This is a genomic window from Sulfitobacter sp. R86518, from assembly GCF_042466275.1.
Taxonomy (GTDB): Bacteria; Pseudomonadota; Alphaproteobacteria; order Rhodobacterales; family Rhodobacteraceae; genus Sulfitobacter; species Sulfitobacter pontiacus.
Window position 1 is genome coordinate 94,848 of record NZ_JAXHCA010000007.1, and the last position, 14,885, is coordinate 109,732.

Below are 14,885 nucleotides of genomic sequence, written 5' to 3' on the forward strand. Positions count from 1 at the left end.
AACAGGCGATGTCCGCCACCCTATCGCGCAACCAGCCTTTCACCATCCTCCTCTCGCAGCATCGCTTCCATTTCGTCCAAGCCATCGACTGCAGAGCGCATCTGCGCCTCATCAGCTACGCTCGCAGCTTCAGAATCCACGACGCCGCTGCCAAAATCCATCTCCATCTGGCGCTGTTCCTCGGCGATGACGGCTTGAACGACAGGCGCGGTTTTCTTTGGAACGCCGCTAGTGTGTCGTGACAGTTGATCCCCAGAAGCCTGAGCTGAGTTTTCCACGACGGCTTCTGTTCCCCCTGGCCCATCCGACGGCGGCGTCATCGGCATGGCGCGCACACTCAGCGGCAGCGTGCCTTGCGATCCCCCTCCCCCCGGCTCTGGAAACGGCAATTCACCCGTCTGCGCCGCGTGGATCGCCTTGAACAGCCGGTCGTCAAAATACTGAATCCGCTTTGCACGGACCGGCATCTGCGCATCGATCACCATGACGATCTCATCGAGCGGCAAGCGGCGCGCCTCATCTTCGGGCAACAACGAACTTTCCTCGGTCCGCGTGGATTGGCTGCGCCCTTCAAACGGGTTCTTGCCGATGGACTGCGACCGCGTGACAACGGTCTTCGTGGTCTTGCCAACCGCCTTGCTCAGTTCTTCGACGGTCTTTTCGTCAGAGGGCGTGAGGTAGAGCTTCACCCCGGCATTCCCCTGCAAGGCGCGGCGGGTGTTTTCGCCGTAGATTTCATCAAGGGCGGGGATGGTTTGGGTGACCACAGCGAGGTGACCACGATAGGTCCGCAGCGTCTCGATGCTCTCGACCACGATGGGCATCTTGCCGAGGCGATTGAACTCGTCGAGCATGATCATTACGGGCCACGGCTCATCCGGCCCGGGGTCCTTTTCCTGCATGGCGGAGAGGAGATCGGAAAAGAACAGCCTGATCAGGGGTGCAAGCGGCTTCACCATCAGAGGCTGGACCACGAGATAGACCGAAAAGGGTTTCTTGCGGATCGTGCGGAAATCAAAGTCCGAGACTGCCGTCGCCTCATCGATGGCCGGGTTCTGCCATTGATCGAGCCCCGAGGTCATCAGGAGCGAGACGTATGAGGTCAGCGTATCGTTGTTGGTCGACGCCAGCCGCGTGAAGATCAGCTTGGCCGCTCTGTTGTCGACCTCGTGGCCGCGCGCGAAGTATTCCTTCTGCTTGTTCCCGCCGGAGGCCGCGATGCGGTAGATTTCTCCTAAGGTCGGGCGCTTGCGCTGGAAGGCCAAGAGCCCTGCCGCCACGAAGAGATCGATCCCGCCCTTGAGGAGGCCCTGCACCCGGTCATTGTCACTCTGCAGGAAGAGCGTCGCCAGGAGCTGCAATTCCATCTGCTGGCGCGCGGGATCTTTCAGCTCAAAGATGCGCAGGAGCGGGTTGTAGCGATGCGTGCGCTTGCCCTCCCAATCGGTTGGGGCAAAGCGATAGACCTTGTCGCCCTGGGCTGCGCGGTGCCGGGCCGTGGCCTCGAAGCACTCGCCCTTCACATCGAGCGTCACGGCGGAGCCTTGCCAGGTCAGCAGGTTCGGAATGACGAACCCCGTGGTCTTGCCGCGGCCCGTGGGCGCCACGATCAGCGCATGCGGGAAAACCTTCGAGCAAATGTAATTGGCGCGGGAGCCCGGCGGCCCCAGCTTGCCGAGGATGAACCCGGTGCCGGGCGCCCCGAAGAACCCGTTGGCCTTCATCTCGCGCGCGCTCTGCCAATGGGTCTGGCCAAAGCGTGTCAGGGCGGACCCTGAGAGGGCGAGGCTCAGCATTAGCCCGGCGGCGGCGAAGCTACCGATGATCAGGTGAATAAGTTGCGCGTCCTCCGGGCGGCGATCGAGGATCGCCAGATAGTTCTGCGCGATATAGGCAAAATCGATCTCGGCCCCGAAGCCAAGATCCTGGTAGGTCAGCACCGCCGAGGCGATGGTATAGCCCATCGCCCCGGTCACCAGCGTCACCAGCAAGACGCCGGTTGCGATCCGCGCTTTTCCCATGGAGGCGCTCAATGGACCTGACCCCGCTCGGTCTCGCCATCCACGTCTGTCGCGCGGTGTTTTTCATATTCGGTGTCGGCAAGATCATCGACCACCTGGCGCAAGGCTTCCGTGTTGGCCGTCGCTGCATCCGATTGCAGGTAAACCTTGGCGACATAGAGCCGGTCGAGACGGTCCTCGAGAACCTTTTCCAGCGCATCGGCATCGCCGGATGTGAGCCGCTCAAGTTGACGGTTATCAAGCACCCGCGCGATCTCGTCGCGGAAGGCGTCCCGCTCCGCCTCGGTCTCGAAGGGCGCGGACAATTCCCCGGCCCGCTCATGGTCCACGACACGCGCAATCTCGTCTGCAAGGCGGTCGGCACGGTCAGACCGCATCGGCGTTCCATCGCGGGTTGCGAGGATGTCATCGCGCGTGCCAACCCCAAGCCCGTCGCGCATCTCGGTTTCGCGGCGGACCTGATTGATGGCCTCCGTGTCCCGGATCTCGAAGACAGCCGCATAGGTCGCGCCGAGCCCGCGGGCGAGGTGGGACGGCATGTCCGGATAGCGCTCCCTGAATTCATCCGTGACAGCATCTGCAACGGGCGTGCGGACGTCGCGTCCCTCCATGATCCGGTCGACCTCACGGGTGATCTCGCTGGCGCGGGCCGCATCGGTAATGGTCTCCCTGTAGGGTTCAGACCGGTCGATCACATCGCCAGGACGTGCGAGCAGGTCCGGGTGTGCTTCGAGATACGCGCGCTGCTCCGTCTCGATCCGACGCTCCGCTCGCGATACAACCTCCCAGTCCCGGTCCTCGATCTGCTGCGCTGTCAGGCCGTCTGCGCGCATCTCCTGACGGATTGTTCCTTCCATCGCCCGGACCGCGTCCCGGTGATAATGGAACCGCTCGCTGACCGGTTCCGTTTCCATGACGCCATCCCGGCGCAGCACGTTCTCCCGTTCCAAAAGCGTACCAAGCTCGACATGCACATCGTTGAGAATGTCGCGCGCCTGTTCCAGATCGGCGCGGCGTTCGAGGTTCAGATCGCGCGCCTCAGCCACTTTGGAGAGATCATTGGCGATCCATTGATGCTCGAGCGCTGCATTTGAGGCGCCCGTTTCGATCCGGGCCACCACTTCCGATGTGCTGATGCCCGTGCCCCGTAGTGCTACGTCAATGCGCGATCTCAGGTCGGGCTCGGCCAGTCGCTCGCGCTGGCTGGCGTCGATATTGGCCTCGGAATAAATCCCGCCCTCCGAGGGGGCCTCTGACAGCGTGGATGATCGCAATCCGAGAGGCTGCATGTGCTGGACCTGCGCCTGGATCTCGATCAGGCGTTTTTCCAGCACGGGACGTTCCGCGTCAGACTTCTCGGCGATCATGCCCTGCACCCGCGCGAGCTTTTCCGCATAGAGGCTTCGCAGATCCTCGAAGCTTTGATCCTCGGCCATATACACATCTCCTGTTCGGTCCACCTGCCCACCGCGCGCCAGCACCTCGCCCGCGCGGAAGAGTGCCGCGGCAATATCCTCGCGGGCCTCCCGGGAGGCCTCTGCGGCCAGCGAATGGTAGACGGTTCTGGTGTTGGCGATCTCCGCCAGCGTCCGGGTCAGGTCCTGCCCCACGCGTTCGCGCTCGCGGGGAGCGCGACCCTCTTCTTTCGCGGCGTAAACCTCGCGGGTAGGGACTGGGTAATGCACAACCCCGCGATCCACCCGGCGCGTGGCCTCCAGCCGCACGCCATACTTTTCCGCCTCCTCGACCATGGCGAGGCGGAAATCGTCATAGTTGAAGCGATGGTTGCGCCCGAGGAAGAAGAACTCCCCTTCCTGGGAGCGGCGGTTCAACACCAGATGCGCATGGGGGTGATCGCGGTCCTCATGCACCGCGATGATGTAGTCGAAATGGCCCGCGTCGGTCTGGAAGAACCGCTCGGCCACATCCGTCGCGATGTCGCGCACATCCTCCCCACGCGTGCCGATGGGAAAGGACATGAGCATATGGGTCGTCTGGCCCAGCTTGGGCTTGAAGCCTCCATCCCACCGCTTGGCAAAGCGCTCGGTCAGATCCTTGATGTCGCCCGCCTCAAGTTTCGCCTTGCCATCCAGGAACCCGCTACTGTCCACGATATGGGTGGACTTGGTGGTGAGGTAATCGAGCTGGTTTGCGAGCTGCGATTTGGTATGCGTGCCGCCGCCCCGGATCGCCTTGAAGACTGCTGGCCGATGCCCTGCTGCCGCGCGGGTAAGCTGGGTCTGCTTGGCCACGTGCAAACCTTGCATGGAGCCCCGGACGCGGCTCCAGCCATCCCGGAAGACCTCGCCCGTGACAGCATGGACGGCATCATTCAGCCGCATGGGCAAACTCCCTCAGCGCGGCCGTGGCCTGCAGCTGCATCCCATCGCGACGGCGGCGCAGAAGCAGATCGATCTCGTCAGCAGAATCCAGGATGAACCGCGCCAACCCGCGCATCTGTGCGAGGCGCAACTCGGTGAACTCCGAGCCGGCCCCCTGCCCCATCCGGTTGGCCTGCGTCATCTGCTTGGCGATCTGCCCGACCCCATTGCCGACCTCGTGCAGCGAGGCGCGGTAGCGCGCCATCTCAGCTGCCATCTGCGCGTCCGGAACGAACACCCCGCCTGCCGCCTGAATGAGCCGCCGCAGCCCCTCGGCCCGGCTCTCGATCCCCGCCTTCGCCAGCACCTCGTCGAGCGCCGCCAACTCCGCAGCCGTGACCTTCACACTGACCGCTAAGACCGGAATTGCGGCATCTGCCTGGCGCTCGGCATCGGCTTTGAGCGTGTACTGGATCGCCCGCACCGACACGCCAAACCGTTCCGCCAGCACTGAAGTGGAAACGCCTTCCGCAGCCTCGCGAACGATCTCCATGCGGTCCGCATCTGTGAGACGTTTTGAGCGCGACATGCGAAGAAAGACCCCCTATTTCCTGCCACCTTCCACCAAGGCTGCCCCTACCTTACGATAATATACCGCACTGTCAATTATATACTTCCGTCGCATTCAGGCTCAGGCAGCCTTGGTGTCCGCTTCACGCCGCGGCCCGCAGGGACGCGGCTCTGCCGCCCTCACCACCAGGCGACCCACCTGTCCTAGGGGTCCCGTCCGCCAGCCCCGCCCGAGGGTCTGGCCGAACACGCATGTGTTCGGACGGAAACGCGGGCGGGCGCAAACCCCACCGACAGGGCGGATAGGCAGGGTCAAGGAGGGCCAGATTTGGCTTGCCAAATCTCTGCCGCAAAAACCGGGAGGCCCTGGCCGATAGGTTTTTACGGATGGCCCCCTTGAGGCTGACTGGCCGGTCTGTCGCGGCCCGACTATTCCGAGCGGCGATCGTCCTTTGAGCGCGCAGGGACCGGGACCAAGGGGAGGTCGCTGTCGGCGATCACCCGCGCCGGAACCGGCATCCCTGGAACTGGGGCAGGGCCGCCCCAAGATCGTCCTGGGGCGGCCCATCCTCGTCAGAGGATTCAGTCCTGGGGATCCTTCGCGCTCGGCGGGAACATCACCAGCTCCGAGACCGCGACGGGGAAGTCGAGCTTGAGGCTGAAGAACTCCGAGCCATCCCCATTGCGGGTGTTGCGGAACATGGCACCCACGCGCTGAAAACGGGTGCGCTCCTGGCCATCGGTGTCGGTGAACTTGACGGGGACGGTGGCGACGTAGTGGTTGGTCATTTGGGTCTCTCCTTTTTGCGATGGGGATCTGCCAGCACGGGGGCAAGAGGCCCGGTCGCAAGTGCAAATGCGGAGGGTTCGCGGCTCCGCCGTGGAAGCCGTATTTGTGCTTGCCGAAGCGTGAGCTGAGGGCACGATTGGGCCGACCCCGTGCGATCCACATCTATGAGCAAAAAGGAGTGATCCGGATGACCCCTGCCATCACGCAGCCGCCACCATCCGCGTCCCGCCGAGCCTGGCCGGGGTGCTGACGGAGCCCGCCGGCGTAGATGCAATGTTCCGAAACACGCCCCGAGGAACCTGCAGGTCTTCAGCCTTAAGTGGGACGTCTCGACCCCTCGCGTCTTGTCCCGCTGACGATGTGCGAGTGCGCACCATCCCCAGCCCGTACCGATGCGGATGGGCCGAACTCTGACGGGCTGGGTAGAGGGATAACAGTGCTGGACGCCGTGAGCTGCCGATCAAGTGTGACCGATCGCACGCGCCATGAGACATGACGAAAGGGCCGCGCCAAGCGCGACCCCCTCTCTTCAATCCTGCGACGCCTTCTTCGCCGGGTCCGCAACCCGCATGACCGTCAGGCCTTTCGCTTCCGCCTTCTGCCCGAGGTTCAGCGCGACCCCGTTGCCGCCGAAGAGTACAACCCCCGTCGCCGCGAACTTGTCGTCCAGCATTTCGTCGTTGCACTTGAACGGTGCCGCCCGCCCGTGCGCGGACCAGCGCGGATCGAACCGCGCCTGCGCCACTCCGCGTGCCCGGGCCCACCGGGCGGCGATCATCTCGGCTCCGTGTTTGCCACCTTTGTGGCAGAGGAAGATCTCCTGATTGCGGTTCTGCTTGATCCGTTCGCGAACCTTGTCGAGCGTGTTGAAGATCACATCGACATCGGTCCAGTCGGTGGCGCCTGAGACGATCAGGGGCACCCCCTCGACTTTCGACTTCTCGGCAGTCTCGCGGTCGTGCTGCTCCAGGAGCTGCCGTGCCTCGAAGACCGCCCCGGTTTCTTGCGCCCGGACGCTTGCGCGCGACCCGGCTGCAGGGATGAAGGCATGGCCGGTCTCGATCTCGTAGCATTCCGCGGCCGCCTCGCTCATCACCTCGATGGCGCCGACAATCTCGCGCAGCTGCAGAAAGCGCGCCTGTGCCTCTTCGAGCGCGGTCTCGGCGATCTCCGATCCGTCGTGGGATTTTGCCAGCGCGCCGATCTTGTCGGCGGTGCGGTCGACCTCCTTACCGAGTGCCACCTTGCGGCGCTGCAGGATCGTGGCGAGCCCATGGGCCAGCGGTTCGATTTCTGCCTCAAGCCCGGTTCCGCGCAGCTGACCGAGCAGAGCCTCGAAGCTCTCGCGGATGATGTGGTCGGTCAGGATGTGATCTTCCGGGATCGGCAGGTGGGCGTCCTTCTCGGTCAGTCCGAAAAGCTCGATGGTCTCGTAGGTGTTCGCAGTGTCGTAAGCCATGTCTGGTCTCCAGTGTTCGGTTGCAAGGCCACCACGTGAGTGTGGGGGCATGGCCGAATGCCTGGTTTCCGAATTTGCCCGGGTCAGGGACGGCGCAGCCGCCGGCTTGCCGGGCGCAAAAGTTTTCCGAGCGCGGCACCCGACACATGCGCGCGCTCACGCACGGGACCGCCCCAAGCCACAAGCCCCGCCCTCGCCGAAAAGTTTTGCGATCCTTGACGCGGGCTGATTTGGGGGCCATCCGGAGGATATGCTTCCGCACTCATGTGTGTGTGTTTTGACGGTAGGTTTGCCCGACCCGAGCAGGCAAACGGCCTGACCGGACGCGGGAGACGGATGAAGCGGCGGGATCGTTTTGCCTCGCAAAACAGACCAGAGCGCAATCCGGCGGAGCGGCCAGGGAGGGACGTGCTCGCGAGGCGGGCAAACCGGGATGCCGGGTGCGACGCCGCGGTGAGGCCGCATGGCCGAATGCGCGACGGACCGAAGGGCCGTTCTCCCCTGCGACACGCGAAGCCGAGCTGGGGAGGCCGCAAGGCATAAGCCAAGGTTGATGTGCAGGCGACTATACAAAGTATCTACTCCAGCATGCGACATGATGGGCAGGAAAGCGGACTTTCGATGTGCCTGCTCGACGCTCACTGTACCCTTCTGTCACAACTGGGTGCTATCGAACGGACCCAGGTCAATATTCGAGAACGCCTCTATTGCCTGTTTGAGGTCCTTGCCCGCGCGAACCCTTTCTTTGAGATTTTCGAGCGTCTCGCCGCTTTCTGCTGCAGCCACATGCGGGCGTACCTCATCGAACGCCCGATGGGTCGCCCTTCGAGGCAAGGCTCCCCCCGACATCGAAAATGCTGCCATCTCTGCATCTCGAAGCCCTCGTCGAACGCAGACATGAGCGAGGAGGAGGGGGCCCGCACCCTCCACCGTATTCGGCTCAGAATCTCCCGGCGTGAATATCTGCATCATACGAGAAGGCAAACCCATCACATGCGCCAGGTCGGGGATCATGCGAATGACAAACTTGCGTGCGTCAGGCGAGAACTCCGCCGAAGCCCCATTCGGCGATATCGTCTGCTGGATTTCTTTCAGTGGCGCGCCGTCCATCCATTGACGCAGAGTCGACTCAAGCTTGGGGACCGCGTACATCGCTTTCTCTTCATCCGATGCCAAGTCTCCATAGGTCTTCCCAAAGAGATCTTCGAAGGTCGAGGGCTTAATCATTCGGAAAAGGTGACCCGGATTGGCCTCCATCCACGAGAACATCCACTCGCAGATCCCGGCCACCGTGCTTGCCATGTCATCTTGGGCGTCGGCAAGCGCGTCAGACAAAGCTTTGAGCACGTCCTCTGGGAGACCCACCATGGAGGCGAGGTCTCGGTATCTCTGATCCAGCACGACAGCATCTTCATCCGGGCCGGACAAGACAGAAAGGGCGGCCTCCGTACGGCTAGCGACCCACTGTTCGTCACCCGCCTTACGCTTTAGGAACGCCGTGAGGCTCCGGGACAGATCGACCCGAGGCGACGAGCCTCCGTCCTCGCCATCTGAGGGCGTTTCCATTAGACGGCTGACGACATATCGTTCCAGATCTCCGGCGTCCTCCGCCTTGTGATGGACACGGTCCATGACGGCTTCGAATGGGTCCTCGAGCACCAAGCACTGATCGGATTGGCTGAAGACCTCCCGGAGCTGCGTCCATTGCTCACCAATCGTTCCCTCTTCATCTGACAGGGGAACAACCTTTCCAGGAACAATCAGCACGATACCCGACGCGCTTTGACCCGCGCGTCCTGCCCGCCCAGCGGCATTCAGCAACGCAGCGGCATCGAGAAGATCGCGACGGTTCGTTTCACGATCAAAGCGGCTGTCTTCAGCGATGATCACCAAATCGGCAGGAAGATTCATCCCCTGCGCCAAAGTCGGGGTCGCTGCGAGTACCCGCAGGCCGTCGTCCCTACCGTAAAGCCTCTCCGCCAAATCTCTTTCGTAGGGAAGCAAAAGGCCGTGATGCGCCGTGGCGGCGCTTTGCAGAAGATCGTTCTCGACGGCGAGATATACATCACCCGCGTCGCCCATTTCATCGATTGCCGTCTCGTATAGGTCCTTTTCGGCTGTAGTGAGTTCGGTCGGTGGAGCGTCGATGAGCGCCGATGCCTTTTTGGCGATCGACCATGCGTTCGGGATTGACTGGGAGAAGACGAGGGTCCGGAGTCCAGCCTTTGACGCCGATGCCGCGATGTGCGACGCAAGCTCGCCCGAGTTTGGGGTGAGGCTCCAGTAGTTGTTCGCCGTCAGCAGAACCTGATGATCCAAGAGCGAGAGCAGGGCGTAGTCGTCGCGTTTCATCGAGGCCCATGTCTGTTTCAGACTGAACAGTCCTAATGGGGACGCGTGTAGATCCCTCTTGAGCCCTACAGGCGGAAATTTTGTCGTCTTATTCCTCCACGCCTCCCCAATTTTCTGGTTCAGACGTTCGATTTCGTTTGCCTGATAGACGACGCAGCCCCGCAACTGACGGGTTGGTTTCCAAACGTCGTCAAGGGGGATTGATCGACGGCCTTTCAGTTCTCCCCCAGTCAGCTCCCCAAGCCATTCAGCAATTTCTGCCGTGTTCTTCATCATCGCCGATAGGAGGACGAGGTCAGCCTCCGGGGCGACTCGCGTGAAGCGAATTAGGCAGAGCATCGCGTCGATGGCTCGCCGATCCCCGTCAGTCTTCGGATGAATCAAATGGCATTCGTCGAAGATCAGCAATCCGACATCCGCGAAGCTATCAGGCTCGATGTGACTCGCGTAGAGGCATGCCTCCGGGGTCATGACGAGTATGTCAGGCAGCTCTTCGAGCAGCGTGCCTTCCTCAAACTCCTCTGCTCGCTGTCCCTTAACGTTGGTGTTCGGGAAGGCGGCCCGCAGATCCCGGGCCGTCTGATCGACCAGCGCATGGGTCGGCGCGAGAAAAACCACCTTCAGGTTTCGCAGGAGAGCTGCGTGGATCTTCAGTTGAGCGGTAGTCGATTTACCTGCGCCTGTCGGAAAGCCAACAGCACAGGATGTACCCGGTTCGAGATAGCCTCCTCTGATTGCCGCAAGATGGTTAGTCCAGAGGTATGGCCTCTTCTTCGCGATTCGTGCCATCGAATGATGCCAGCGATCCGCAGGCACACCGTCCGGCGGGTTGATATTGATGACTGCCGCCTCGAGAAGTGCCGAAGTCGCCGTTTCGAGAAGCCGCGCCAGGTGGAACGGACCTGGAAACGAGGCGATCGGCATCGGCGGCAAGCCTTCGATTGCAATGGCATCGTCTGGTCTCGCTGACCTGGCGACGCCACGAAAGATCGCGGCAGGTCGGTCCCGATCCGCGTCCGGAATGCCTCCCAAGACAGCCGCGAGGGCACGGACGCCTTCGAGAAGTCGATGGTACAACGCATTCGCGGCTCGCGTGCCATCGACGCCTTCGCCAGCGACCAGCTCCGTGACCGGACGTCGCTCCTGGTTGAGGATTGTCCCAATCATTCCACGCGCTAACCAGCCCAGGTTTAGCACGAGTTCGTGCTGAAGCCGGTCTTCCGCCGGTGACCGAAGCGCCCGCGCGACCTCGGTGGCGTCGGCAGACGAGCCTGCGATCAAAAAAAGCAGCATTGCGGAGACGTCGGCACCGATCGCGTCCGCTGTGAATGTAGTAGTCCTCGAAGCCAAGCCGAGAAGAGCTTCGGCCTGGTAAACAAGTTGATGCGCGGACGCTGCCACAAAGCTTGCAGCGCGACGGTTTTCGCGCTCAGGTCTCGTCGTAACCAACACCTCATTGGTCGCGGCAAGCTTACGCGCGAACGCGATGGTCTCGCTGATGTCGCCCGCAGGAGTCTCGGTATCGCGCAATGCGATGCGGGCCGACACGATCTCAGCAAACGCTTGCGACAGTTGTTCCGGCAACCGATCTCGATCGAGGCCGGGAAGGTCTGGGGCGGATCGGATCAGATCGGCCGTCCTCTCGTCATACATTGATGGCGGCCTCCTCGGCATCGATGATGGAGGTTGCCCTGACGGCGATATTTTCGAACCAAGGCCGGAGATTCTGAACTTGGAAGGCCTCCACCCGGCGACGGTCGATCGCGCCGGAGACTGCCACCTCGTAGCCCTTGTAGAGAGCCTTGAGGCCTTTCTCCGAAGCGTGCGTGTCGTCGATCGTTACCGCAACCCGGTAGGCCCGCTTCTCCGTCCACAAGATGGCGGCCACCACGGCATCGGGATTAGGATGCCCAGCACCCGCAAGCAACGTTGAAACACCATCGACGAGTTCGGCATCCCGTCTGCCCGTCTCAAAGTCTTGAAACTCGGGCCAAACCCGATCCCGGACCATAGTTCGAGCATTCCCCGTTGCCTTCTCCTCAGAGATCACTACTCGCGCGATCTCCATGTCGTCGAACTCAACCAAGAGCCCATCAAGGCCCTTGTCCGCATGTCGCATGTGTGGCGACCGGATCATGCCCGGCCTGCCTGCGCGGTGCGCGGCAATCCACGAGATCACTTGGAACATCCAACCATCACGATGGGCCGGATCACCACTTGGGCCAAGTTTGAGTAGGTTCCGCGCACTTTCATAGCCGCCCATTGGGTAGTTGATGTCAACCAAACCGTCCTCGTGCAGAATGCGCTCGGCAACTCTGGCTTGGCCGATGGCCACCCGAGCAAGCAGCCCGGCCAACACATTTTCGTCTTCGACCGTCCATGTAGACCCGGTCCATAGATCGCCCTCTCGGACCGGTGTCAGCGCAATTACCATAGTGATCAGTCATTCTGTTCGGGGTCGAGTATTGCCCAGAGGACATCGATGCGGTGAATGTTAATGGATATTCCTACCCTAGTTAACATTACGCGGAGAATGGGTCGCAAATACCAGAATTGCAACGATCGCAGGAAGCCTCGGTCAATTCGCAACTGAATTAGAAAAATTAGATATTTAATATCGTTGCGTCGCAGTATTTGACCTCTCATTGAGTGGCAGTTTTGAGCAGGTGTAGCGCTTCAGTCCAGATCGACGTCGCCCAAGCGCGGCGCATGGACATGCGTCCGGACTAGGACTGCAGCCGCCGCGCCGGCGATGGCACCGAAGAGATGCGCCTCCCACGACACGCCGGGTTGGCCCGGAAGAACGCCCCAGAGAATGGAGCCATAGAGGACACCAACCACCAGTGCTGCGCCCAGCGTGATCGGGGAGCGATCCACAAGACCGCGCACGACGAAGAAGCCAAACCAGCCGAAGATCAGCCCCGACGCACCGATATGGATCGCCGAGCCGCCGAACAGCCACACGAGACCGCCCCCAAGGCCGATCACCACGGCGTTCACGGCCAGCAAGGCCCGCGTGGTCGTGATGACCAGAAGCCCACCCATAACCAAAAGTGGCGGCGTATTGGCCATCAGGTGCGAGAAGCTCCCATGCAGGAGGGGCATGGCGATGACACCATCCAACCCGCTGCCGTGCCTGGGGATCAGGCCGAAGGCCGGGTTCAGGCCGTAGCCGGTGATCCAATTGACAACCTGAACCGCCCAGAGCAGCGCGACAAAAGCTGCAAGCGTTGCGCCGCGCTGCAAGAAAGCGCGCATGTGATCCCGTTTCATCATGTTGGCGACAGTAGTCGTCCCCACAGCGCCTTCAACGGCTTTCGCGCGCTCCACACGGTGCCACCTCCGGGAAAGGGGGTTCGAGGCGGCCAACCTCGGTACGGCTCAAGCCAAGAGAATGGCTCCGATCTTACACGGTGTTCCCAGGCCGCAGCGGCATGATTTCACGCTCGGGGCGCTTCAACGCTTCGGCATATTTGCGGGCATTGTCGTCAATCGTGCCGTGCCAGAGCTTTGAGACAAAGGCGCGGGCGTCTTGGACCGTCATGTCCTTCAGCGAAGAGGACAGCGCCATGAAGAGCTCATCCTCGCTGATCGCGGCGGCATAGTGCATGGCGTCCGCGTAAAATGATGGATCGTTCAGAACCTGCTCGCTCAGGGGCATCCGCGCGAGGTTCTCTTCCGGAATCGCCATGAAGATCGTGTCCTGCAGGTCGGTCAGATAAGCCCTGCGCGACGTGGACACCGGCTTTCGTGCCGCCTTGGCCTCCAGATATGCCTGCCTTGTCCTGTCGAGCTTTACCTTTGCATGGGTCATGATGACATCACGCTGTCGTTCAGGCAGCGCAAACCCAGTGCAGCGTTCGATATGAGCAAGGAACTCTGCAACCTCTTCCTCAACATCAAAGTTGTCAAACCATGGAACCGTCCCTGATCCAGCCGCCACGCGCCCGCCCTCAACATTACATTAATATACTATTGTATCGCATTTGCACCAGATCGCAAGCGGTTGGCGTCCTTGACGCAAACGGACATGGAAAAAGGGGAACCGTGATCCCACGGCTCCCCTTTCGGTGCGGATCGTCTAATCTCGCGCGTTGGTCATGCGACCAGCGACAGCCCCGCGCCTGCGTCCTGCGGCTGCTCACCGCTGTCGATGAACGGGATGATCGAGAAGGTCTGCCCACCGCGCTGTTCTTCGTTCTGCACGGCGTTCACGCGCAGGTCGCCATCGGGCGTGTTGATCAGCAGCGACAGGTAGTCATTGCCCGTGCGCCTGCTTTTCGCCATCCAGGCCGAGCCGACGCGGATCGGTGTGCCCCGGGGCGAGCTGACCTCGATCCGGTAATCGGGGTGGGTCTCCTCGGATTTATAGCTGTTCTCGATCAGCATGAACTCCAGATCGAACATCATGTTGGCGATGTAGCCGGTGAAGGCGTTGTCGGCGTCCATAGCGGTGAGCTCTCCCGAGATCGAGCCGGATTTCATCAGGCCGTTTGAGACAAGTGGGATGATCTCGAATTCGCCGCTCTGGGCCGCGCGCGCCTCTTTCGTCTGCACCGCGTTGACCCGGAACGGACCCAAGCCGACATCGATCTGCATCGAGATGTAGGGGTTGCCGCTGGTATTGCCGGTCTCGTTCCAAGCCGTGCCGATGCGCACCTTGCGGCCTGATTTGTTGACTGCCGTCACGTCAAAATCCGGGCTGCGTTCGGACATCTTGGCCCGCGCCTCCAACTGGATGGCGATGTCAAAGCGCGTCGAGTGGATCATGCCGGTGTACTGAGCGGCTGCGGTCTCGACATTGCGGGTGAGGGTTCCTGCGAACATGGGATGGTTCCTTTTGGATTGGCCGGTGCCTGACGTCCTTGCCAGCGCATCCGGGATTGCTTTCTCGACCCCTTGAGGGATCACAAATCAGAATGCCTGCTTTCCTTTCAGCCCCGCCCACGGGTCAGAGCTGCCGTCCGAGTGGGTGTGCTCCCGCGCCTCAGTGTGCTCCGCCCCTCCCCTGCCCGTCTGGTCTTGATTGTCTGCCCGGATTTTCCGCGCTGTCCTTCGATCGCGCTATGAAGAACTTCGCCTCTTTTCCGTTCAACTGGTGCCCGCCCCGGTCGGTCAGGCCGATGCAGCTGCCGTTGGGCAGATAGGTGATGAGGTACTGCCCGAGCCGGTCCTTGTGGACAACGTAGCCAGTATTGGCCCAATGCACGGTCTGGCCGGCATCAACGGCCGCCTTGATGTCTTCGAGTGTCATGCGAACCTCCTTACGAAGAATGGTGGGGAAACAACGCAAGAAGCCCGGTCGTTCAACCGGGCTTACATGCAGCATTTGTTTGGCCAACGGCCGAGAGCTGTCAGGCACCTTGCGTGGC

At 61.7% G+C, this 14,885-nt stretch carries 11 protein-coding genes; all 11 read right to left on the bottom strand.

Annotated features, from left to right (window positions below; translation table 11 throughout):
- Positions 1–20: 20 nt before the first annotated feature.
- Entirely contained in the window at positions 21–2,021 is a 2,001-nt protein-coding gene (locus tag SJY36_RS17460) for a type IV secretory system conjugative DNA transfer family protein (RefSeq protein WP_386176740.1), read from the bottom strand.
- An 8-nt stretch (positions 2,022–2,029) separates the two neighbouring features.
- A complete protein-coding gene (locus tag SJY36_RS17465; RefSeq protein ID WP_386176741.1) occupies positions 2,030–4,363 on the bottom strand; it encodes a relaxase/mobilization nuclease domain-containing protein in 2,334 nt (777 codons plus the stop codon).
- The gene (locus tag SJY36_RS17470; protein WP_386176742.1) at positions 4,350–4,931 is read right to left on the bottom strand and encodes a helix-turn-helix domain-containing protein; all 582 of its coding nucleotides are present in this window, start codon (positions 4,929–4,931) and stop codon (positions 4,350–4,352) included. The genes SJY36_RS17465 and SJY36_RS17470 overlap by 14 nt, the downstream gene beginning before the upstream one ends.
- A 563-nt stretch (positions 4,932–5,494) precedes the next feature.
- Entirely contained in the window at positions 5,495–5,701 is a 207-nt protein-coding gene (locus SJY36_RS17475; RefSeq protein WP_007120662.1) for a hypothetical protein, read from the bottom strand.
- Between the two features lie 530 nt (positions 5,702–6,231).
- Positions 6,232–7,161, bottom strand: coding sequence for a DUF2493 domain-containing protein (locus SJY36_RS17480; RefSeq protein WP_386176743.1), 930 nt, complete (start codon positions 7,159–7,161; stop codon positions 6,232–6,234).
- Between the two features lie 654 nt (positions 7,162–7,815).
- Positions 7,816–11,166: a DEAD/DEAH box helicase gene (locus tag SJY36_RS17485; RefSeq protein WP_386176744.1), complete on the bottom strand. Its 3,351-nt coding sequence runs from the start codon at positions 11,164–11,166 to the stop codon at positions 7,816–7,818.
- Positions 11,159–11,947, bottom strand: a complete 789-nt coding sequence (locus SJY36_RS17490) for a hypothetical protein (RefSeq protein WP_386176745.1) — start codon at positions 11,945–11,947, stop codon at positions 11,159–11,161. The genes SJY36_RS17485 and SJY36_RS17490 overlap by 8 nt, the downstream gene beginning before the upstream one ends.
- Positions 11,948–12,189: 242 nt before the next feature.
- Positions 12,190–12,789 carry a rhomboid family intramembrane serine protease gene (locus tag SJY36_RS17495; RefSeq protein ID WP_386176752.1) on the bottom strand — a complete coding sequence of 200 codons (600 nt, stop codon included), beginning with the start codon at positions 12,787–12,789 and terminating at the stop codon, positions 12,190–12,192.
- Between the two features lie 130 nt (positions 12,790–12,919).
- The gene (locus tag SJY36_RS17500; protein ID WP_386176746.1) at positions 12,920–13,456 is read right to left on the bottom strand and encodes a hypothetical protein; all 537 of its coding nucleotides are present in this window, start codon (positions 13,454–13,456) and stop codon (positions 12,920–12,922) included.
- A gap of 155 nt (positions 13,457–13,611) precedes the next feature.
- Positions 13,612–14,340, bottom strand: coding sequence for a DUF736 family protein (locus SJY36_RS17505; RefSeq protein WP_386176747.1), 729 nt, complete (start codon positions 14,338–14,340; stop codon positions 13,612–13,614).
- A 160-nt stretch (positions 14,341–14,500) separates the two neighbouring features.
- Positions 14,501–14,767: a hypothetical protein gene (locus SJY36_RS17510; protein ID WP_386176748.1), complete on the bottom strand. Its 267-nt coding sequence runs from the start codon at positions 14,765–14,767 to the stop codon at positions 14,501–14,503.
- Positions 14,768–14,885: the final 118 nt, after the last annotated feature.

Bases quoted from the DNA above. Each gene is read 5' to 3' on its own strand.
- SJY36_RS17475 (WP_007120662.1), bottom strand. From the start codon at position 5,701: ATGACCAACCACTACGTCGCCACCGTCCCCGTCAAGTTCACCGACACC.
- SJY36_RS17465 (WP_386176741.1), bottom strand. From the start codon at position 4,363: ATGCGGCTGAATGATGCCGTCCATGCTGTCACGGGCGAGGTCTTCCGG.
- SJY36_RS17510 (WP_386176748.1), bottom strand. From the start codon at position 14,767: ATGACACTCGAAGACATCAAGGCGGCCGTTGATGCCGGCCAGACCGTG.
- SJY36_RS17460 (WP_386176740.1), bottom strand. From the start codon at position 2,021: ATGGGAAAAGCGCGGATCGCAACCGGCGTCTTGCTGGTGACGCTGGTG.
- SJY36_RS17485 (WP_386176744.1), bottom strand. From the start codon at position 11,166: ATGTATGACGAGAGGACGGCCGATCTGATCCGATCCGCCCCAGACCTT.
- SJY36_RS17495 (WP_386176752.1), bottom strand. From the start codon at position 12,789: ATGATGAAACGGGATCACATGCGCGCTTTCTTGCAGCGCGGCGCAACG.
- SJY36_RS17505 (WP_386176747.1), bottom strand. From the start codon at position 14,340: ATGTTCGCAGGAACCCTCACCCGCAATGTCGAGACCGCAGCCGCTCAG.
- SJY36_RS17480 (WP_386176743.1), bottom strand. From the start codon at position 7,161: ATGGCTTACGACACTGCGAACACCTACGAGACCATCGAGCTTTTCGGA.
- SJY36_RS17490 (WP_386176745.1), bottom strand. From the start codon at position 11,947: ATGGTAATTGCGCTGACACCGGTCCGAGAGGGCGATCTATGGACCGGG.
- SJY36_RS17470 (WP_386176742.1), bottom strand. From the start codon at position 4,931: ATGTCGCGCTCAAAACGTCTCACAGATGCGGACCGCATGGAGATCGTT.